This window comes from Microbacterium sp. LMI12-1-1.1 (genome assembly GCF_040676455.1).
Lineage (GTDB): Bacteria > Actinomycetota > Actinomycetes > Actinomycetales > Microbacteriaceae > Microbacterium.
The window spans coordinates 260389-280065 of sequence record NZ_JBEGIA010000001.1 but is presented as its reverse complement, the minus strand read 5'-3'; the positions used below and the strand labels follow the sequence as shown (position 1 = coordinate 280065).

Genomic DNA, 19677 nt, shown 5'->3' with positions numbered 1-19677 from the left:
CTATCGCGCACCGAACGCAACGCCGTGGAGTCGCAGATGTAGAAGTGGCGAGGCCCCCGAGCGCGAAGCATCAGGGGCCCCTAAGTCCCTGACAGGATTCGAACCTGCGACCTCCGGCTTCTCATGCCGGTGCTCTATCCACTGAGCTACAGAGAGTTTGTTGAACTGCTTCGCACTCTAGCGCAGCGAGGGGTGACTACGAGAAATCCGCCCTGTGTGTCAAGCCTGCTGGACCCTACGAACCCCGCCATCGCCTTTTAGCTTCAGCCGCTATCGACTGAGCAGCGGATTCACGTTCCCCCTCACCTCCACATCGGCACGCTAGACGACCCGTATCCGGACAGCCGCCTGAGGCGGCGGCCAGAGGTCCCCTACTCCGTTGGGAGAAGATCGATCCTCAGGCGGTCGGGGGAAAGGTCGGTGGGCGAGAGATCACTGGCCACGGTGATCACGAGCTCGTTCCAGCCTTGATGTGCCGGATGGATGACCTCGCTGTCCGCATCGCCGATGGAAAGTCGGCCGCTCGTCGGTGCAGACGGCCACGAAAGACTTCGCGCCTATCGACCGAAGGAGCCTCGGCAGCCGGCAGGAGCCGCACGACGACTTCGGCCTACGCCCAGTCGACGGTGTCGTCAAACGAATCGATGTCCTGTGCATGGCGCACAAGGGGGACGACGCCATGCTGATTCGAGGAAACGAGCGAACCCGGCACCACATCGGGAACCAATGCCCCGGCGTCAGGATCGGCCGCGATGACAATTCCCCAGTGAAAAGGACGGAGCGCGGCAACCCGAATTTCACCGCTACGTCCATCTCGCTCAGCGAAGTCTTCTCAGACTTCCTCTGAAGCAGGCGGCGGTTGCGCGTGACCGGCCAGCCGCGATCCCGCAACACGATTAGCGCCGCGGGGGTACATTCCTCGCGCATCGCCCGCAAGGGCACCGTCGTGCGGGCCGTCGGCGGTGAGTTCAGCCAACGGGCACCCGGGGTTACGCTCGTCGAGTGACCGATCCGCGCGACGATGCCCTCGCAGACATCAGGGACCTCGTCAGGCGTCACGGGTGGGCCATTCGACATGTCCTAGCCGACACCCCCGCAGGCCAGGCGGCCTTCTCGTACACGGTCGGACTTACGTCTCGGGGGTGGCCAGAGCTGATCATCACGGGGCTCCCTCCGATGGTCGCTGACGTATTCATCCGGAACGCTGTGGATGTGCAGGTCGAGAAGGGGCCATTCAGGCCTGGTGACCGAACGGACGAACTGACGGAGACAGGCGACGTCGTGTTCCTGTCGGCCGACGATGTCAGCGGCATGTCTGCCACGACCGAGATTGTCCGCGCGTTCACCGCATTGCAGCTCGTGTGGCCAGACTCAGCAGGGCACTTTCCCTGGCAGGACGGCTATCGAAACCCGAGCGCTTCGCAGCCGTTGCTTGGAGCAGCGTCAAGCTAGCCGACCCGTCCGGTGCAGGACCCTCCAGCGAGCTGGGCACAGCACCGGCCTCCAAGCTCGCGCGCGTCGCGTTCGAGGACTCTCCCGACGAGACGGGCGAGGTGGTGCACTCCCAAGACTTAGCGGAACTCGATTTGCTGGTCGGGGTGCTCCGCCATGATGCGCAGTACCTCGCGATGACTGAGCGATTTTATTGTCTGGAAGCCCGCGGCCATCGCAGCCTGTGTATCGCCGTTCTCTTTCTCGACAATCTTCGCCAGCGGTTCGAGAACTTCTAGGTCGACCGCCGTCGGCATGATGTCGGCCTTCAACTGCTCCGTGGTCGGGAAGGGGTCGGGACCAATCTCGAGTCCACCGTCCGGTCGCACGATGATCGACTCGCCCGGGTCGTTCGAGCGGGTCAAGCTCCGCCGCTGCGCTCGGGCGAACCTGGCATCCTCCATGGTCTTCCAGATGCTGGCGCCGGTCTTGAAGAACGCCAACGCGATGCCCGTGAAGATGACGAACCCGTTCTCCTTCATCATCGCCAGCATGGGCTCCAAGTCGATGAAGAACTGGGCAGGGCTGCCGTACTGCACACGGCTGAACTCGATGCCTTCCCGCACCCGTGCGGATGAGGGAGGCTGCGTGTGGCTCGGTATTGAGGCGGTGGCCATTCGCGCGGCCACTTGAAGGCCGAACGTCGTGCCCTGAGTCAGCGCGATGAACGTGTCCGCGGAGATGTTCGACTCTGCGCCGATCGTGACAACCGCGTCCGACGCCAAGAACCGAGTTGCGTCAGTCATGTCTCCCCCTTGATGCAGCTAACGAGACAGTATCCAAGCTTCGCGCGCTGATCCCAGTCCGGCCTTGGGACACCAGTGGCGCCGTCTGACGGCCAGAGCGTCTCGAAGGCGTAGCGCACGGCCGGGCGAGTGATTCCAGAGGCAAGATGCGAACCCGCACTACGCATCGTACGATCGCGGACCGGCCTGCGAGCGCCGACCACGCCCCGCTGCTCGGGTACGTCGGCGATGGATGAGCCGCGCACTCACCGAGATCCACTACGGTCTAGGTCGTGCCGCCAACGCCGAACCTCGACGAGATTGAGAAGCTACTCGAACAGATCGCGGTCGCCGTCGCGGTCGACCCGTGGGGAGCTTCGTTCTGGGCAACGGTGCTTGCCACTCTCATCGGCGTCGCAGTTGGTGCTTACCTGAGTTGGTTGGCAGCGCACCGCATTCAGCGGCGCGAGCGAGCTGACAAGTACTCGGAACGACTGGACGACAGGAATCTCCTCTGGATGGACGCGCTCGACGCGTTTGCCAATCGGCTGGGAGAAGAGGCGCGGGTGTTCGGCGCCCTGCGATTCAGCGCGGAGCCCTCCAATCGGCGGAGCGTACCCGAACGGTTCACGCCATCGGCCGCCGTTGAGGAGGCGCTGCGAGTGTTCCGTACTCGGATTCGTCAGGCGTCACTCATCGCCCGAGGGAGCGACCTGGCCGTCGTGACTGACATCGAGACCGATGTGTGGGACAACTGGCATGAATCGACGCTGGGCGATCAACTGGACCCGGAGTTCATCACTCGTATGCACATGCTTGTCGAAGCGTTCATGGACTACCGGCGGGGCGAGCTGCACGCATCCTGGTTCGCGTACTGGCGGCGAGGAACTCAGATGCCGTTCGTTAACGATGACCTGGCCCCCATGGAACCAGCGCCATCGGAGAACCCGACAGCCGTGTACCGACGTCTTCCGGGCAGATAGCGCGCTGGACCACCGGCTCGCGGGCACTCGCTGGCTGATGCGCCGGCGCCCACTACGGGCACCGCCTCAGTATCCCGCGCCGGACGTGCGTCGCGAGGATCGCCGCATCTTGGGGTTCAAGCCGGAGGAAGGACGGATGGAGCCCGACCTCACTGATTGGCAGCTCCGAGACCGCCTAGTTGGCAAGGTTCTCTTCAGCTCAGGGGAGGCTCGCTGGTACGGGCCGAACGGGCTCGTCGTTGATCTACCTCCTGAGCACGTGGACACGGGTTCGCCCGACGACGAGGATGACTAGCTCGCCTGGCCCTTCCAGGTGACGCGAACCGTGACCGGTTGGATGCCTGAAGACCCCACCGACAAGATCGTCACAGTGACGAGGGGATTGCCATCGACTCGTCGATCTTACGGATGGGATAGATCGTGGCATGCGGCGCTAGCCGGTGGCGGTGTTCCGCGACGCCCACTCGATCGTCCGAGATACGAAATTACACCCCGCAACCCGTAGTTCTGTGTTGTCCGCGCCCAGCACGTCGCGAAACGGCTGCCCGAGCTCGCCCGCCAGTAGGGCCCTGCTCGTGACTGATTCCGGCATGTCGCCGTATCCGTATGCATGCAACAAGATGCTGACAACCTCCGCGATCTCCCAGCCGGTTGCCGCAGGTGGGGCGGCGGGAGACTGCGAGCGAAATGGGTCCGGCACGGTGAGTGCGCGGAGTGTGAGCAGCGCGCGCGTCGTGGCGGCGTCCGAACTCCCACTGTCCGTCATGAACTCGTAGACCCCCGCCAAGCCATCGAGCAGTCGTGCTCGTTGAGACCGGAGGTTGTGAAGCGCCCGTGCGTGCCACGCAAGAAGGGCCGCGATTAAGGCGAACCCAATCGTGAGCGTCACTTCAATGACCCAGCTTTCTTGGCCGCGATACAGAGCGAGCGACATTGCACTGAGAGTCGCTGCAAGTAGTGACGCGGTCCAGGTGAGCTGGCTCCAGTGCGCTTGATACGGTCGCGGTTTAGGAGAAGCGGAAAGCAATGGCGGCACGGATGCCGAGCTCGCTGCGCTGAGCAACAAACCCGTGAAGCCGAGGATGAAAGCCGTCAGCTTGGTCGAAACGAGGGATTCAACCGAGGTAAACGACCCCTGAGATGTCACTGTGATGATCGCGGCCACGCCCGCTGAGAGGACCGCAGCCCACGCAAGCGAAGTGAACACCCACCACGCGGGTGTGGCTCCTCGCCTCATCCGGGACGTCAAGCGCCTATAGGTTCCCGCGCGCAATTGCACAGTCCCGGCAGCGGCGGCAATCGAGAAGCCGAGTACGGCTAGAACGGTGAGGGCTGAACTCGCGACGGGGTGTTGGAGCAGTACCGCAATGAGGCCCGCCGTGAAGGCGACAAACGTTGCGCCTCCGAACCACAACCAGTTTCGCCGGCGACGAAGGCGCACGAGCCGCCGCGCAACACGCGACCCGAGGTCGTCCCCGGTCGGGGTGATCGTGAGCTCAGAGGCCACTCGCCATAGGTCGGGCTTCGGTGCAGTTGTCGTGGTGCGCATCTATGGCGAGCGTAAGCCATGGAACGACAAGCTCACCTGCGCCCGGTATGCCAGCGCGCGTCGCGGAGGCACGTCCCGCACTCCCTGCGCCGCACGGTGGCGGGCGACGCCCGAATACGAGTGGTGCTCGCGCGCCGCGAGCGCGCGGCGTAGCGTCGCATCCAAGGACCCTATTGACGATGCGAAACAGTACTGACAGATGCCGCGTCCCATTCTCGCGTTGCCGAGCGTAGGGGTGACATCTTTCCCGCAGGTGTGCCGGCACCGCAAAGGCGCGCTGCTGCCGGGTTAGGGCGCGACCGGCTCAAGTCCCTTGCTCATCATCACCTTTCGCGCCTGGTCCTCCGGCATCTTGAAGCGGAGGGAGAGGCTCTCCAGGCCGCATGGGACGTAGCCGCCTTGTCGGCGTCGGAGGTTGTTGAGCGTTGGCTCAGCGGGCCTGCCGCACGAGACAGCAATTCACAGTAGATCGTTGATGCGGGCCGCTTCCGCCTGGAGCCGCTCGACCGTTCGTGACGGCGCGGCGCGCAGTCCCAACGCCTTGCGCGTGGGTTCGCCTCCGGCCCCATCCGCGCACTGTCCGAATAGGATGCCGAACGAACGCGCCTAAGACTGTTCGCCACTCACCTTGAGCGGGCAATGCCCGAATGCGGATCGATTCAGCACCAGACCGCGCGTCGCCAACAGCGAACTTTCACAGGCCGCCTCCGGGCCTGGCTCGCCTAGTGACCGGGTTACGGTCCTGCGGGCTCCTTCTGCGCATCGAGCAGCGCAAGCTCGTATGCCTGAACGAGTTCCGTCGAGAGCCTGCCGCGAACTCCGACGGTGTAGCCGTTCTCGATGCCCCACGCGCGGATCGCACCGGGCGAGGTGGTCGTTTGAACCGTGACGGGCGTGCTCCCAGCGACAGCGGTCGTGGTCGCTCGTGCGGCCCGTTTCGGCTTGGGTGCCGCGGCCTTAGCGGGTTGGAGGTGCTTGAGGAGGATGGCGTACGTTTCGGGGTCAACGATGCGGGTACCTAGTTCCTGTGCTCGCGCGAGCTTGCCTCCTGCGAAGGAACCGTCACTCACGAGCATCGCGGTGAGGCCGGAAACAGTTCCGAGCAAGCGGACGCCGAGCTCCTGGGTTCGACGCTCCAGCCGTGCTCGTTCACGCTCTCGCCCGTCGAAACCGGTGAATACGACCTTGTCGCCGACGCGGAGCGGCTCCCCGAGTGCCCAGTCGGCAGGAAGCGGACCAAGTTTCGCGCTCAGCCGGGTTGCACGTGCGGCGTCCGCCTCGGCGATCAGCTTCGGGACGAGCTCGCCCGACAGTCGCAGCGACGATGCGATGGACTCCAGTTCGGTCCGCTCGTCGCGGGAGACATGGCCGTCGTCGAGCGCCTTGTGTGCGAGAGCGAGCACGAGGGCCTGGTGTGCGTCAGCGACATCGGCGTCGCTGAGCTCGTAGACCTCGACGAGGTCCTGCAGAGCGGCGGCTTCATCCTCGGAAACGACGCCGTCCTCGAGCGCGTCCAGGAGGGTTTCGACGTAGGTGAGGGATCCCACGGGGGCCCCCTCGTCGAGCACTTCGACGAGGCTGAGTTTCGAAAGTTGTGTGATGAGAGCCGGTTGCTTAGGCTTCGCGTTGGTGACCCTGATGGGACGCGACCGCGCCGGGGCCGGCTCGTCTGGCAGGAATGCGAGCGGTGCACGGCTCGGTCCTGCGGGCCACACCACGCCTCGTGCGTCATTTTGCACAGAGAGGAGGGCAGGGTGCGGACGCGCTCGACCCTGCGCCTGCAGATAGTGACGAAGAAGTCCGGCGGTCGCACGAGCATCCCCAAGGGCCGAGTGGGCATCGTTCAGCGGGATGCGAGCGCTCCAGCAGCAGTCGACGAGACGCCGGCGGTCGAGATCGGGCATGTAGTGATGGCTGCCGTCGAGCGTGCAGTATGCCGGTAGCCATGGCAAGTCCCACCCGGCGCGACGGAACTCCGCGCGCAGGAACGCAAGATCGAAGCGTGCGTTGTGCGCAGCGATGGGCAGCCCCGCGATGTACGGCACGACGGAAGCGGCGACATCGCGGAACAGGGGCGCGTTCGCGACATCGGCCTGCGTGATGCCGTGAATGTGCGTTGCGCCGACAGGCCCCTCGGGGTTGAACCTGGTCGACCACTCGTCCACGACGTTGCCGCCTTGATCCACTCGGACGACCGCGAGCTCTAGTACGCGGTCTTTCTTGGGTGACAGGCCTGTTGTCTCCACGTCGATGATGGCGAAGTAGGGCGGACGCGAAATGGGAGGCGGCGAGGCCACCCGCGGTGCCGCCGCATCCTTCTTCGCGTTACCGCCGCCGAACAACCAATCGAGCCAGCCCATGCTTCTCCCCACGTCCCCGCGCTGCCGATCGACGAGCGCACTCGACCCATCATGCCGCGGCGCGCCGACGTCGCATGTACGCTCGCGATGACCCACGGGTAGTCCGTGGAGTTTGTAACGAGTTCAGGACCCGCTACTCAACTCGATGCCCTCGCTTGACGACCGGGCATCGGGCGACTCCTCTACTAATGGAGGTGTCCGAGGCCGCCACACCCCACAGAGATTTCCAGCCGCTCAGAACAGCGAATCGTCCGCGGTCGGTCCGAGTCTCGGACGTTCGGCGTGCGCGAATCTGGATCGTGTGTTCTCCTTCGCCCGCGGCGCCCGGGATGGCGCGGCCCACCGGATTCGCGCCTGCAATAGGTTGGCGAGATGACAGACGAACTCCAAAGCCTCCCGCGTGGCCTTGGCGAATTGATCCAGGGAGTGCTCGAGCTCCAAGTCCACTTCACACCCCTGACTTCGCCCGCGATGTCGCGCCGCCGCGAACTGATCAACGCAATCGCAGCTGAGTTCGCCTCACTTCTCGCCGCGTCAGATGATCATGTATCGCAGGTGAAGGGAAGTAACGGGGCCGGCAACAATGCAAAGGTGCCCTGGGTCCGGGTCTTCGACCCTGCTCAATCGCCCCGACCAACGCTTGGCTGGTACGTCGTGCTCCTGTTCGCCGCGGACGGATCTGCGGCCTATCTGTCGCTCAACCAGGGCGTAACCAAGCTGGATCCGGACGGCATCGAAGTCAACGTCGCAGATGGATGGGGCCGAGTATCCGAATCGCCGGCCTCGAGGACTCCATTGATGGACGAAGCAACTCGCAATGTCGACCTCCGCGACCCGGGTCTCGGCGCCCAGTACGCTCGCGGCAACTTGCTGGCCTTCAGATACAACCGAGACGGGATCCCCAGTGACGGGGACATCAAACGGCACCTTCGCTGGCTGTCAGAGCTGTTGACGATTCTTCCGACTACTGACGCCCTGCCCAGTCAGAATCGCGCCGCGGCGGAGCCGGGAGTCCTCGACGTTCCGGCGTTCCAAGACGTGGGGCAGGCGGAACTCAGGACGATTGCCAACGCGATCCACTGGTCTGAGGACGAGATCCTGAACACGGTTGAGAGCCTCCGAGACGCGAGTCCGCAGATTGTATTGGCGGGACCTCCAGGCACGGGCAAGACCTTCGTTGCTCGCCACCTTGCGGCCTACCTCCTGGGGCAAGCGGGATACGTCGACAACAATCCGCAGATCGAAGTCGTGCAGTTTCATCCGACGTACGGGTATGAAGAGTTTGTCGAGGGCCTCCGCCCCACGATTGGCCCCACCGGCGCGTTCGAGTTCGCCCCAGTTGCCGGGACGATCATCCAACTGGCCGACGCCATCGCAGAGGACGGCCAGCCGCGCGTGCTAATCATCGACGAAATGAATCGGGCGAATCTTCCCCGTGTATTCGGCGAGCTGTACTACCTGCTTGAGTACCGCGAGCAGCAAGTCCGACTCATGTACCGGAATAGATTCGCGTTGCCGGAACAGCTGTTCATCATCGGAACCATGAACACCGCGGACCGGAGTATCAGGAGCGTGGACTTTGCGCTACGAAGGCGTTTCGACTTCTTCGATGTCACGCCATCATCGGAGATTCTGAAGGCGCACTACTCTGAGGATGGCCATCTGAATGAGCTGGGACCGTCCCTATACTCCGGATTCGATGCCCTGAATGAAGCAGTCTTCGCCCTCATGGGTGACCGTCACCATGGCATCGGCCACAGCTACTTCATGCTGGATCGAATGAGTCGGACCACTCTGCGGGCAGTGTGGGAACGACAGGTGCAGCCGCTACTGGAGGACTACGTGGGCGGGAACGTCGCCAGCCTTGATGGCCTGAGCGTTGAGAGCCTCTTCGGCGAATGAAAACACTCCGCCTCGCGGAGGCGCGAACAGCCACACATATGCTCACCGACGATCAAGCGGGGAGGCTGGCACTGCTTGGCAAGAAGCTCGCGGGTGAGCGCCGGTGGTGGGGGAGCAACGGGGCGCACAGCGACGATTCCCGATCCGTCTTCCGGCTGACCAAACTCTTCGGGGGCAGCTGGCGTGTCGAGGTTGGCAACGTCGTTGGCGTTGTCGGACTTCCCGACTTGACGATAATCGTCGAACCGAAGGTCGGCATGCAGCACTTCATGCATCTACTCGCCCGGTCAAACGGCATGCCTCGCGTCGACTCGTCGATGACGTCGCTCGAGGCTGCATCAGGTCTCCAGCGACTAGTAATCGAGTGGTTTGTGGGAGAGCTCGACACGCTGTTCCGTCGAGGCCTTGTGAAGGACTACGTGCATTCGACGGAACGTCTTCCGCATGTGCGAGGCCATGTCAACTTGGTGACAACATCTCGTCAGTGGCTGCAGGGCCGTGTTCTTGTCGACTGCGAGTTCGACGACTTCACCGAAGCCACACCGTTCAATCAGTACCTCGCAGCGGCAGTTTCCCAGTCCTTTCGCTCCCCGGCGGTTGACGATCGCCTTCGGATGAGGCTGGCCTACTTTGCACGCGAGCTGCCCCCCGTGTCCCGTGAAGCGTGGGACGACGTTGATCTCGACCGACTCCCCGCGCGATATCGCCACTACCGGCCGGCTCTGAAGTACGCGATCGACATTTTGACTGGGGTCGGCCGCTCTCTCGAGTCCGGCGACCACGCCTCGGGGACGTTCCTCTTTAACTCGGCAGCCGTTGCCGAGGATGCGATCCGCGAGGTGCTCGCCGAAGCACTCGCCCCGATGCGCGTCGTCAAGACCGGTGGACGCCACCTGCTACCCGCGTTTGTGTCGGTGAATCCAGACCTCGAGATTGGGCCGCCTCCATTCACGGGAGACGTCAAGTACAAGATTGGTGATCGAAGCTGGAATCGCCAGGACCTCGCCCAAGCCGTCCTGTTCGCGGCGGCATACAAAAGTCCGCACGCGGTTATCGCGGACTTCGCTCAGATGGAGGTACTTCACCCTTCGCTGAAGGTCGGCGATATCCACGTTTCGCGTCTCCGCTGGGCAATTGGCGACGGGACTGATCCCGAAGACTCTGAGCGCCGCTTCGCAGAGTCTGCTCGCACGCATATAGAGGGGGCCGCCCCTGAGTTCTTCGCCACCGCCTGAGAGGAGGAGAAGTCCAACACCTCAGCTGTGTTCACTGAGCTTGCTCGGAACCGACGTTCACGATCTTTCCGCGCACGTACTCGCGTAGATCTGGATCGCACACGTAGACGTACGTTCCCAAGATTCCTCGTGTGAGCAGCACGCCGTAGATGTTCTGAATCAGTGTCAGGAGATCCCCGTCGGTCGTCTCCCTTCCCAGCTTCGCGAGGTTCTCCTTGCCCTTCTTGTCGCGGTAGGCGTCACGGTCGACCACCACCTGTCGGGTGAGCTCGTCGTATCGGAGGTCGCCGCCGATGATCACCCCGGCGTAGTTGAGGTCGTAGCCCTGCACCGTGTGAATCGAGCCGACCTCGTCGATCGATCCCGCGGAGTTGATCCAGTCCTTGTCAGTGCGGTTCCAGACGAACCCAGTTCCCTCGAGTTCGAAGTCGAAGCCGGGTCTGTTGCCGCGGGTCTTCCAGTCCCAGGCGTAGCCGGCCACGAGCCGGGCGAGCCCCACCTCGCGGTCGCGGTCGAGGATGGCCTGCCGCATTTCTCCGACACTCTCGAAGAACCGCAGGTCGTACTCACCGAAGTCCGGGCGGTCGCCGGTGCGAAGTTCACCCCGAAGCAGCTGGCGTATGAATCCCACGTAGTCTGCGTCCGCCCTCACCCGCATCTGCCTCGCCAACGGGAACCACCGATGCACTCGCTTTGCATCAGCGATCTCAGCGGCAAGAACCTCGCTCGAGAGGTCTGCCGGCCGCACCCCCTGCTGCTCGTCGATGAGGAGGATCTGGTGCGTGCTCTGGGCGCGGATCCAGTCCAGTTGGGTCCTGCTGAGGTCATCTGATCCGAAGAGTCGTTCGTTGATGTCCGCGAAGTCGCGGTTGCGCATACCCGAGGATTGGTTCGCGCGGCGATTGAGCCGGTGCGTCTCGTCGACCATGAGCAGGTCGAACGGCTTAGACGACTTGCCGACGTCGAACGGGTTCAACACGAGGTCCTCACTGACCTTCGGCGTCTTCTTGAACACCTTCTTGATCGAGTCTCGAAGCGACTGCTGAGGTACGACCAGTCCGACGCGGACGCTCTTCAGTAGTTCGCGGTTCTCAGGGACGAAGAACTCGGAGAAGAGGGAGTCCTGCTCGATCTCATCTGTGTCTTCGTAGTCGCGGATGTCGGCCAGCAGCTTCATGAGGAAGATCGCCACGATCGTCTTGCCCGTACCCGGATTGCCCTGGATGACGCTGGTCGATCGTGTGCCCGTCGCGAGGTCCGCGAGCAGCGACTCAACGATCTGCTCGACGGCGATGGCCTGCTCTCGGGTTAGGACCTTGAAAGGCGAGAGCTTGAAGAGATCGCTGTTCTCGATCTCGGGGATGCTGCGCTGAAAGATCCCGTCCGATCGCAGCTGCTCGAAGATGTCACGGAAGCTCGCGCGGTACTGGTCGCGCTCGTAGTACCGCGCGTCGATGATGCCCTCGTTTCCGTTGAGCACTTTGAAGTGCCCGTCGCCGGCGAGCCAGCGGATGAGGTGCGACTCGAGGTCGAGACACGCCGACTTGTTGAACGTCTCGTCTATGACGACACGCACCCGGCGGAACCCTGCCTTTGATGGATTCTGGATGTGCTGACGCATGCGTGACACGGCACTGACCGTCTCGCCGACATAGACAGATGGCGCATCTGGGGACCCGGCGCTGTCGAGAACGTAGACGACAGGCCAATTCGTCCGCCGTTCATCGCCGGACGCCCAAGTTGAGATTGCGGGCGTGGTGAAGTCGAGCCGTTCGATCTCAAAGGGCGTCATACTTCGTGCTCCGCCCTCTCGATCGATCGGCGGGGTACTTCGAGCCTGTTACCGCGAGCTTCTGCAGGACGATCTCGTCCAGGTCGACTCCCAGTTGAGCGGCGAGCAGTGCGCAGTAAGTGACGACGTCGGCGAGTTCATCGCGCACGCGAAGCTCGTCTGCATCGTCGCTCCACTGGAAGCACTCGAGCAGTTCGCCAGCCTCGATCGAAATGCTCTTCGCGAGGTTTGCCGGCGTATGAAACTGAGCCCAGTCGCGCTCGCGCACGAACTCCGACAAGGCTTCACGAACTCGCTCACTCGTCACGGTGTGACGGTATCGCACAGCGGCCTCCCTTCCGACAATCAGCCGCCCCAGCGGTCGGGCGCGGCGCAGTGCTCGTCGTCGAACGGCTGCTAAGCGACGCGCGCCAGCGCGGAGTCTGCAAGGAGTGAGCGGCGAGAACGGAGACGTGACCGATCGCTACACTCTCGGCGTCGGAGGGAGGCGCCCCTCTAACTCAACGCCAATTCGGGACATCTTCCGACATGTGTCCACATCTGTGATCGGCCGCGTTGACGGGGCCCGACCAGTGTCCGACACTGGCCAAATACTGACTGTCGAGCCGGCATGAGCGGAGGTCGAGATGGGCACCATCACCCCGTACGAAACGGCTCAGGGCCGCCGCTACCGCGTGCGCTACCGCAAGCCTGATCGCACCGAAGCGCAGAAGCGCGGCTTCACGACGATGCGCGAAGCGAAGCTGTACCTGTCCATGGTCACCGTGTCGAAGTCGAAGGGCGAGTACATCGATCCCGGGGCGTCGCGGGTGCCGGTGCGAATGTTTGCCGACAGCTGGCTGCGGTCGAAGCAGCCGCCGATGTCGAAGCCTTCGTACTACATGACGCTTGAGCGGGCGTGGAAGAACCACGTCGCTCCCGTGTGGGCAGATAGGGAGATCTGGTCGATCCGGCGGTCTGAAGTTCAGGACTGGGTGTCAGAGCTCGCGACGGCGAAGTCGCGCACGGTCGTTCTTCGCGCGCTGGGAGTCCTCGCAGGCATCCTCGATGTCGCGATCGATGATCGTCGGCTTGCGAACAATCCGGCGCGACACATCCGCAATCTCCCTCGGAGCGGACCAGGCAAGCGCCGCGTCTATCTCACGCACGACCAGGTGGCGACGTTGGCGGCATGCTCGGCGCATCCGACAATGGTCCTGACCTTGGCCTACACCGGACTGCGCTGGGGCGAGGCGACGGGGCTGCGGGTGCGCAGCGTGAACCGGCTGCGTCGGCGCTTCGTCATCGAGGAGAACGCGGTGATGATCGCCTACGAGATCCACGTCGGCACGCCCAAGACGCACGAGAAGCGCTCGGTGCCCTACCCCGAGCGGCTCGCTCCGATGATCGAGCAGGCCTGCGCCGGCAAGGGGCCGGAAGGACTGCTGTTCGGCGACGGCGTCAACCACATGCGCAACTCAGGCGCACAGGGGTGGTTCGCGAACGCGGTCCGCCGCGCGCAGGCTGTGGACCCATCGATCCCGCGGCTGACGCCTCACGACCTCCGCCACACCGCCGCATCGCTCGCGATCAGCTCCGGCGCCAACGTGAAGGCCGTGCAGCGGATGCTGGGGCACGCGTCGGCGGCCATGACACTCGACACCTACGCCGACCTCTTCGACGACGATCTGGATGCCGTCGCATCGCGCCTCAACGATGCGATGCCGCTGGTAGCACTGCCGTCAGGTCCGCAGACCCGCTACGCCCGACCGAGGTAACGCCGGAGAGCAGACTGCTCAATTTTCGACGAGGCGCAGGACGCCAGAAATGCTCGATTTCGTCGTTCTGAGACGTCGAACGACGCTCCGTGAAGGGCGTCAAGTCTGCGTCGGTTTCGGCTCACAGCTTTCTCAAATGCGGCCAAAAAGCGGCCAAAAACGCAATCTGAGTGGTCTGACCACAGAAGAAACTCCTGGTCAGAGCAAAAAAGAGTCTGTGCCCCTGGAGGGACTCGAACCCCCAACCGTTTCCTTAGGACGGAACTGCTCTTCCATTGAGCTACAGAGGCTGGCCCCCACAGTCTACGGGCTTGCTCGCGACGGCCCGTCAGCGGCCGAACCCGCGACAGCCCGTCAGCGGCCGAAGTCGGGGCGCACCTCGGCGATGCCGTCGAGCTCGTCCTGCAGACGGCCGTACAGCGCCCATCCCTCGTCGTGCCAGCCCACGGGGACTGGTCCTTCGAGGCCGCCGTCCTGCCACCGGTCGTTCCAGGCGGCCAGGTCCGCGGCGAGTGAGTCCGATAGGCCGAGGGCTGCGGCATCCATCGGGTAGTTGTCGGTGAAGGACTCCCAGAGCGGCCAGGTCACGCCCCACTCGGGGAACATGCGGACCACGCGCAGACCGTTCGGCAGCACGACGGCCTCGTGGCGGCGGCCGCGCGCCGACAGGTAGCGGTCCTGCATCTCGGCGCGCAGGCGCCATTCGAATGCGGATGCCGGAGCACGGTGATAGTCCATCCCCGACAGCCAGACCAGCCCGCGGCCGCGAGGCTCGGCCGCATCCATCACGAGGGCGAGGGACCACATGTTCCGGTCGTTCTCTGCCAGCGCCCGCGTGGAGTCCATCACCTCGTGGAGGGAGGCGTCCACGATGTCGATCGCCTTCACCGCGGCTTCGGGGCCTGTGTACACGAATACCCGGTAGCGCGCATCGCAGCTCTCCCACGCCGTGTCGGGCTCATCGACGGCTTCGCCTCTCATAGCTCCGACAGTAGCGAGCGGCATGCGAAGAGCCCCGGCATCCATGAACGGATGCCGGGGCTCTTCGTGAGATCGTCAGCCCTGGGTTGCGAGGGCGAAGCGCACGGCGCCGTCGTTCGACAGCTCCGCGTCGAGAACGCGGTTCTCGAGAACCGAGGCCGCCGTCTCGTCGAGGAAGACGCGGGCGCCGCCCTCGCGCACGACGGTGTCGGTCGCCTCGGGAGCCGGAACGACGCTCAGTTCGAATCCTTCGGAGGTTCCCGTGTCGCGGATTCGCACACCTCCGTCTTCGGCGAGCGGGACGCGGGCGATGAGTTCTTCGACGGCCTCGGCGGCGGTCTGGGTCAGCGTGAGCATGCTTTTCCTTTCCTCGTGCGGTTCCGAGTCGGCCACGATTCCGAGATCCCAGCGCGGATGCAACCCCTACGCGCCGAGAGCCGCGCATTCGGAGGGAGTTCCCACGTTCGGTCGCCGCCGACTGACGACTCCAGCGGCGACCGAGAACGGGGATCAGGGTCGGCGTCCGCCCCCGCCGCCGCCGGCTCCGCCCATGCCACCCGACACGTTGACGCCCTCGTTCACGGTCGCGGCCGAGACACCGTTGACGGCGATCGCGTACTCCGCGCCGTCCGCCACCGCGGGGCCGCTGTAGAACACCGCGCCGAAGCTCTGGTCGGCCGCGAAGGTGGCGACAACGTTGCCGGCGGCATCCGACACCTCCACGGTGTCGCCCGCCGACCCGCTGGCTGTCGCCGCGACCCACTGCTGCGCACCGGTCGGCGTCACGAGAACCGAGCCGGCGACGAAGAGCTCGCCGCCGTCGAGCGCGATGGCGCCGTTGGAGTCGACGGCGCCCTGACCGCCGGCCGAGCTCGGGCCGCTGACGACGGTCGAGCCGCCGGTGATCGCGATCGAGCCGTTGGAGTCGAGCCCGTCGCCGGCCGCGGCGACGCGCACGGCGCCGCCCGAGATCGCGAGGGTCTCGCCGGTGTCCTGCTCGCCGCCGCCGCCCATGCCACCGCCCTGCGTGTCGGACGCCGTTCCGCTGGCGGCGTTGATGCCGTCGTCGCTCGAGGTCACGTCGACCGTGCCGCCCGAGATGGCGACGTCGGTCGCCTCGAGGCCCTCGACCGACTCGGCGACGGTCACGCCGCCGTCGCGGATCTCCAGACGCTGCTCGGCGTGGATGCCGTCATCGCCCGAAGCGACGGTGACGGTGCCGCCGCCGATGCCGACCGAGCCGTCGGAGTGGACCGCGTCGTCGACCGCGTCGACGCTGACCTCGCCGCCGTCGAGCGCGACGACGACCGCGGCCGAGATGCCCTTGGGGGAGTCGTCGGCGGTCGAGGCATCCGATCTTGCGGTGAGGGTCACGGTGCCGCCGGTGATGACGGCATCCGTCGCCGTGGCGATCCCGTCATCGCCGCTGGTGGCGCCGACCGGTGCGCAGCAGTGGGTCGCGGCGAAGCCCTGCGTGGCGTCGTCGGTCCGGTCGCTCTTGAGCGCATCGCCGCCGGCGGTGATCTCGACCGTGCCGCCGGCGACGGAGAGCGAGTCCTTGCCGCGCAGGCCGTCGTCGACGGCGGCGACCGTGATCGTGCCCGACAGGATGACGAGATCGTCGGTGCTCGCGATGCCGTCGTTGCCGTTGCCGGACACCTCGAGGGTTCCGGTGCCCGAGATCGTGAGGTCGGCGTCGGCGTAGATCGCGGCGTTCGCCTCGGCGTCGTCGGCGTACGACGAAGAGTCCGAAACGCTGTTGTCGCTGCCGTCCGCGAGGAAGATCGCGACATCGTCGGCGCTGGTGACGGTGATCGCGGACGAATCGGATGCCGAGATCTCGGCGTCGTCGAGGATCAGCACCACCTGTGCGTCCCCGGGCGCCGCGACCACGACCTGGCCGTCGAGCGAGCCGGAGAGCCGGAACACCCCCGCGGCGGTGATCGTCACGGTGGACCCGTCGACCGTCACGGCGTCGGAGTCGCTCGACGCGGTCGTGTCGTCGAGCGAGATGTCTGCGGCATCCGCTTCGCTCCACTCGTCGTCCTCGACGACGGTGACGTCGGCATTGGCGGCGAGCACCGCCGTCGCGCTGAGGTCGGAATCGACGACGGTCGCCGTCTCGGTGGTGGCGTCGTCGGTCGATGTGGTCGAGGTCGTCGACGCGGCCGAGCTCTGTACGGCGCAGCCGGCGAGCACGAGACCGGTGAGTGCGAGCGGCGCGGCGGCCAGGATCAGGCGGCGGCGGAGCGAGAGGTGACGGGACATGTGGCGTCCTCCTTCGGGGTGGCGCTGGTGGGCTTCTGAGCAGGGGTCGGGTGAGTCGAGGTGACGGAGGTCCGGGTCGAGGGCTGGCTGCGGGAAGGCAACGCGCGGTGGGTGGCGTCGAAGGGGCCGCGCAGCAGGCGCGCCCAGCGGTTGCGGGGAAGCGCGGGATGGAGGGCGGCGAGTCCGGTGGCGTACTTGCTGACGGTGGCCGGGCGGTGACCCGCCCGCCAAAGGGCGCGGTCGACCCCTGACGGCTGCGCGCCCGACTTCGTCTCGACGATCGCCGTGCCGGGGAGCGCGAAGCCGAGCCCGTCGGGCTCGATCCATTCGAGCGCGGTGTCGACGGTGGCGCGGCCGCAGCCGTCCGGAGCGAGGAGGGTCGCGCGGCGATAGCGCGTCAGCAGGGTCGCACCGAGCTCGTCGGCGCGTTCGGCGGCAACCCCGATCGTCGCGAAGGCGTCGGCGACGTCGTCGCGCGCCTCATCCGTCAGCCGGTCGCGGTCACGCAGGTCGTACTCGTCGCGATCCTTCACCGTCGTGCCGCGGGCGCCGCGCGTCTTGATCTCGAGGTACGACGTGCCGGTGTCGAGGTAGCTGCGCGTGCGCAGCTTGAACCGGCGCCGGCGCGGCTGCGCAGCCATGCGGAAGCTCAGCAGGTCGGGGGTGTCGAAGTAGACCGACTCGTACGCGAAGTCGCGGGCGCCGTCGATCTCGAGCACGCGGGTGCGGGCGTCGAGAGCCGCGATCACCCGCTCGAGGTCGGCCCGCGGCACGACGTACTTGCGGTCGACGCGGGTGAGAAGGGATGCCTCGGCCACGAGCGCGTCGAGGGCCACGGCGTCGAAGCGGTCGAAGGTCGTCATCGCCGGGCTCCTTCCAGGGCGGGCGTCGTGGCTGCACCCGTGCCGCGGCCAAGGGGGAGGCCACGCCCGCGCGCCGATCGCACCCCGCCGCGCGGGACGCGGTAGCGGACATCGACGAGGGTCGTGTCATTGACCAGGTCGAGTTCCTGCACCGTGGTGGAGGCGACCGTGCCGCCCAGGCGCGTCTCGAGCTCGGCCCGCAGCTCGCCCTCGTCGGCGACGGCGCGGTCGAGCCGCACCACCTGGTGGCGTGAGCGGGAGAGGAACGCGGGGTGATCCGCGGCCCACAGCACCACGAGGATGAGCGCGACCAGCGCGGCGACCGGCCAGGGGTCGGTCTGCGGCAGGCCGGTGAGGAGCCCGATCGCGAGCGCTGCGAAGTAGTACGCGACCTCGCGCTGGGTGATCTCGGACGAGCGCAGCCGGATGATCGACAGCACGCCGAACAGGCCCAGACCCAGCCCCATCGCGACTTCGGCGGTCCCGAGCACGGCGGCGACGGCCATCACCCCGACGTTCACCCCCAGGAACGCGACGACGAGGTCGCGGCGGTGGTGCCGGCGGTAGTACAGGCCGAGGCTCAGCACGAGCGCGGCCGTCAGATCGATGCCGATGAGGATCATCGCACTGCTGGTCATGGGTTCCTCCCGATGGGGTGTTCGTTCGCATCCAGTCGAGTCGGCGCCGCTATGCGGTTGCTATGACGGGCGTCAGCCCCGCTCCTGAGTTCCGCACGATCCTGCTGAGCGCCGAACACGAAGCTGCGCTGCACGCCGTAGCTGGTCACGAAAAGCACGGCCTCGGTCGCGATCTTGGCGACGACCAGCGGCAGCCCGTACCGCGTGAGCGCGTCCAGCCACACGACGTTGGAGGCCAGCAGCGCGAGAGCCAGCACCGCATAGCGCAGCGCCTGGCGCGGCATCCGTCTGCCGTTGCCGGCGCGGAAGACCATGCGACGGTTGACGGTGAAGTTCACCGTTGCACTGACCACACGGGCCGCGATGATCGACGGCACGAGCATGCCGGTGAGCGCGTTGAGTGCCAGCAACAGGACGGTGTCGAGGGCGAAGGCGAGCAGCGACGATCCCGCGAACAGCAGGAGCGGCAGCATGATGCGCAGCGAGTCGATGACCGGGCGGAAGTGACTGGACGCATTGCCGTCGAGGTACAGGGTCTCGATGGGCACCTCGCGCGTCGCGACGCCGTCGCGCCGGCAGCGCAGCAGCACGTTCTGCTCGAAGGTGAAGCGCTCGCCAGGCTGGTCGCGCACCCAGGCGATGAGTCCGGACGGGATGCCGCGCAGCCCGGTCTGCGTGTCGCTCAGCGCCCATCCGGCCGCGAGCCGGAACACCCCGCGCGCCACCGCGTTGCCGGCACGCGAACGCAGCGGCACGCGGCCCGAGAAGGCGCGGCAGCCGAGGATCAGCGTCGGGGTCGCGGCCGCCGCGTCTTCGCGCAGGGCGTCGGCGACGCGGAGGATGTCGGTCACGGTGTGCTGTCCGTCGGCGTCGGCGGTGACGACGTCGTCGCCGGGGTGCATGGCGAGCGCACGGTCGAGCCCCGTGCGCAACGCAGCCGCCTTGCCGCGGTTCGCGTCGTGGCGCAGCACCGTCGCTCCTGCCGCGGCGACGCGTGCGAATGTGGGCGCGAACGCCGCCCCGCTGCCGTCGTCGACGACCACCACCTCGACGTCGGGATCGGCGGCGAACAGGCCCGCGACGACGGGCTCGAGGCGATGGCCCGGCTCGTAAGCGGGGATGAGGACGATCAC

At 65.8% G+C, this 19677-nt stretch carries 16 protein-coding genes and 2 tRNA genes; 5 read left to right on the top strand and 13 right to left on the bottom strand.

Going from position 1 to position 19677, the window contains the following annotated elements; all coding sequences use genetic code 11:
- Positions 1-83 precede the first annotated feature (83 nt).
- Positions 84-155: transfer RNA gene (locus MRBLMI12_RS01295), tRNA-Leu, on the bottom strand.
- 847 nt (positions 156-1002) lie between these two features.
- On the opposite strand from MRBLMI12_RS01295, the gene MRBLMI12_RS01290 reads away from it, so the two are divergent.
- Complete coding sequence (locus MRBLMI12_RS01290) at positions 1003-1452, top strand: DUF4262 domain-containing protein (RefSeq protein WP_363353216.1); 450 nt, start codon at positions 1003-1005, stop codon at positions 1450-1452.
- A 119-nt stretch (positions 1453-1571) separates the two neighbouring features.
- Here the strand turns inward: MRBLMI12_RS01290 and MRBLMI12_RS01285 are convergent, their stop codons facing one another.
- Entirely contained in the window at positions 1572-2237 is a 666-nt protein-coding gene (locus MRBLMI12_RS01285; RefSeq protein WP_363353214.1) for a hypothetical protein, read from the bottom strand.
- Positions 2238-2509: 272 nt separating this feature from the next.
- Between MRBLMI12_RS01285 and MRBLMI12_RS01280 the strand changes: the two genes are divergently transcribed.
- Positions 2510-3199 carry a hypothetical protein gene (locus tag MRBLMI12_RS01280; protein WP_363353212.1) on the top strand — a complete coding sequence of 230 codons (690 nt, stop codon included), beginning with the start codon at positions 2510-2512 and terminating at the stop codon, positions 3197-3199.
- Between the two features lie 433 nt (positions 3200-3632).
- Here the strand turns inward: MRBLMI12_RS01280 and MRBLMI12_RS01275 are convergent, their stop codons facing one another.
- Together MRBLMI12_RS01275 and MRBLMI12_RS01270 are read right to left on the bottom strand one after the other, a co-directional pair.
- Entirely contained in the window at positions 3633-4364 is a 732-nt protein-coding gene (locus tag MRBLMI12_RS01275) for a hypothetical protein (protein ID WP_363353210.1), read from the bottom strand.
- A 1118-nt stretch (positions 4365-5482) separates the two neighbouring features.
- Positions 5483-7108, bottom strand: coding sequence for an exonuclease domain-containing protein (locus MRBLMI12_RS01270; RefSeq protein WP_363353208.1), 1626 nt, complete (start codon positions 7106-7108; stop codon positions 5483-5485).
- 372 nt (positions 7109-7480) lie between these two features.
- Here MRBLMI12_RS01270 and MRBLMI12_RS01265 point away from each other — a divergent pair, with 372 nt between their 5' ends.
- Together MRBLMI12_RS01265 and MRBLMI12_RS01260 are read left to right on the top strand one after the other, a co-directional pair.
- Positions 7481-9010 carry an McrB family protein gene (locus MRBLMI12_RS01265; protein ID WP_363353206.1) on the top strand — a complete coding sequence of 510 codons (1530 nt, stop codon included), beginning with the start codon at positions 7481-7483 and terminating at the stop codon, positions 9008-9010.
- Positions 9011-9048: 38 nt separating this feature from the next.
- On the top strand, positions 9049-10245 hold the full coding sequence (locus MRBLMI12_RS01260; protein WP_363353204.1) for a 5-methylcytosine restriction system specificity protein McrC: 1197 nt from the start codon (positions 9049-9051) through the stop codon (positions 10243-10245).
- 31 nt (positions 10246-10276) lie between these two features.
- On the opposite strand, the gene MRBLMI12_RS01255 is transcribed toward MRBLMI12_RS01260, so the two are convergent.
- Both MRBLMI12_RS01255 and MRBLMI12_RS01250 read right to left on the bottom strand, forming a co-directional pair.
- Complete coding sequence (locus MRBLMI12_RS01255; RefSeq protein ID WP_363353202.1) at positions 10277-12037, bottom strand: DNA/RNA helicase domain-containing protein; 1761 nt, start codon at positions 12035-12037, stop codon at positions 10277-10279.
- On the bottom strand, positions 12024-12344 hold the full coding sequence (locus MRBLMI12_RS01250) for a nucleotide pyrophosphohydrolase (protein ID WP_363353200.1): 321 nt from the start codon (positions 12342-12344) through the stop codon (positions 12024-12026). The genes MRBLMI12_RS01255 and MRBLMI12_RS01250 overlap by 14 nt, the downstream gene beginning before the upstream one ends.
- A 319-nt stretch (positions 12345-12663) precedes the next feature.
- Here MRBLMI12_RS01250 and MRBLMI12_RS01245 point away from each other — a divergent pair, with 319 nt between their 5' ends.
- Positions 12664-13794: a tyrosine-type recombinase/integrase gene (locus MRBLMI12_RS01245; protein WP_363353198.1), complete on the top strand. Its 1131-nt coding sequence runs from the start codon at positions 12664-12666 to the stop codon at positions 13792-13794.
- A 218-nt stretch (positions 13795-14012) separates the two neighbouring features.
- Here MRBLMI12_RS01245 and MRBLMI12_RS01240 read toward each other — a convergent pair.
- The 7 genes from MRBLMI12_RS01240 to MRBLMI12_RS01210 all read right to left on the bottom strand — a co-directional run bounded on the left by MRBLMI12_RS01240 (position 14013) and on the right by MRBLMI12_RS01210 (position 19677).
- Positions 14013-14084 (bottom strand) — tRNA-Arg (locus tag MRBLMI12_RS01240).
- 64 nt (positions 14085-14148) lie between these two features.
- Positions 14149-14775: a hypothetical protein gene (locus tag MRBLMI12_RS01235; protein WP_363353196.1), complete on the bottom strand. Its 627-nt coding sequence runs from the start codon at positions 14773-14775 to the stop codon at positions 14149-14151.
- A gap of 75 nt (positions 14776-14850) precedes the next feature.
- The gene (locus MRBLMI12_RS01230; RefSeq protein ID WP_349428101.1) at positions 14851-15132 is read right to left on the bottom strand and encodes a Fe-S cluster assembly protein HesB; all 282 of its coding nucleotides are present in this window, start codon (positions 15130-15132) and stop codon (positions 14851-14853) included.
- A 153-nt stretch (positions 15133-15285) separates the two neighbouring features.
- Positions 15286-17043 carry a carbohydrate-binding domain-containing protein gene (locus tag MRBLMI12_RS01225; protein ID WP_363353194.1) on the bottom strand — a complete coding sequence of 586 codons (1758 nt, stop codon included), beginning with the start codon at positions 17041-17043 and terminating at the stop codon, positions 15286-15288.
- Positions 17010-17906 (bottom strand): polyphosphate polymerase domain-containing protein, encoded by an 897-nt coding sequence (locus tag MRBLMI12_RS01220; protein WP_363353192.1) that lies wholly within the window; start codon positions 17904-17906, stop codon positions 17010-17012. Before MRBLMI12_RS01220 ends, MRBLMI12_RS01225 begins: the two co-directional genes overlap by 34 nt.
- Positions 17903-18544, bottom strand: a complete 642-nt coding sequence (locus MRBLMI12_RS01215) for a DUF4956 domain-containing protein (RefSeq protein WP_363353190.1) — start codon at positions 18542-18544, stop codon at positions 17903-17905. Before MRBLMI12_RS01215 ends, MRBLMI12_RS01220 begins: the two co-directional genes overlap by 4 nt.
- Positions 18541-19677, bottom strand: coding sequence for a bifunctional glycosyltransferase family 2/GtrA family protein (locus MRBLMI12_RS01210; protein ID WP_363353188.1), 1137 nt, complete (start codon positions 19675-19677; stop codon positions 18541-18543). The genes MRBLMI12_RS01215 and MRBLMI12_RS01210 overlap by 4 nt, the downstream gene beginning before the upstream one ends.

Coding starts and splice junctions, on each gene's coding strand:
- MRBLMI12_RS01215 (WP_363353190.1), bottom strand. CDS start 18,544: ATGACCAGCAGTGCGATGATCCTCATCGGCATCGATCTGACGGCCGCG.
- MRBLMI12_RS01270 (WP_363353208.1), bottom strand. CDS start 7,108: ATGGGCTGGCTCGATTGGTTGTTCGGCGGCGGTAACGCGAAGAAGGAT.
- MRBLMI12_RS01245 (WP_363353198.1), top strand. CDS start 12,664: ATGGGCACCATCACCCCGTACGAAACGGCTCAGGGCCGCCGCTACCGC.
- MRBLMI12_RS01260 (WP_363353204.1), top strand. CDS start 9,049: ATGCTCACCGACGATCAAGCGGGGAGGCTGGCACTGCTTGGCAAGAAG.
- MRBLMI12_RS01225 (WP_363353194.1), bottom strand. CDS start 17,043: ATGTCCCGTCACCTCTCGCTCCGCCGCCGCCTGATCCTGGCCGCCGCG.
- MRBLMI12_RS01230 (WP_349428101.1), bottom strand. CDS start 15,132: ATGCTCACGCTGACCCAGACCGCCGCCGAGGCCGTCGAAGAACTCATC.
- MRBLMI12_RS01285 (WP_363353214.1), bottom strand. CDS start 2,237: ATGACTGACGCAACTCGGTTCTTGGCGTCGGACGCGGTTGTCACGATC.
- MRBLMI12_RS01255 (WP_363353202.1), bottom strand. CDS start 12,037: ATGACGCCCTTTGAGATCGAACGGCTCGACTTCACCACGCCCGCAATC.
- MRBLMI12_RS01265 (WP_363353206.1), top strand. CDS start 7,481: ATGACAGACGAACTCCAAAGCCTCCCGCGTGGCCTTGGCGAATTGATC.
- MRBLMI12_RS01220 (WP_363353192.1), bottom strand. CDS start 17,906: ATGACGACCTTCGACCGCTTCGACGCCGTGGCCCTCGACGCGCTCGTG.
- MRBLMI12_RS01235 (WP_363353196.1), bottom strand. CDS start 14,775: ATGAGAGGCGAAGCCGTCGATGAGCCCGACACGGCGTGGGAGAGCTGC.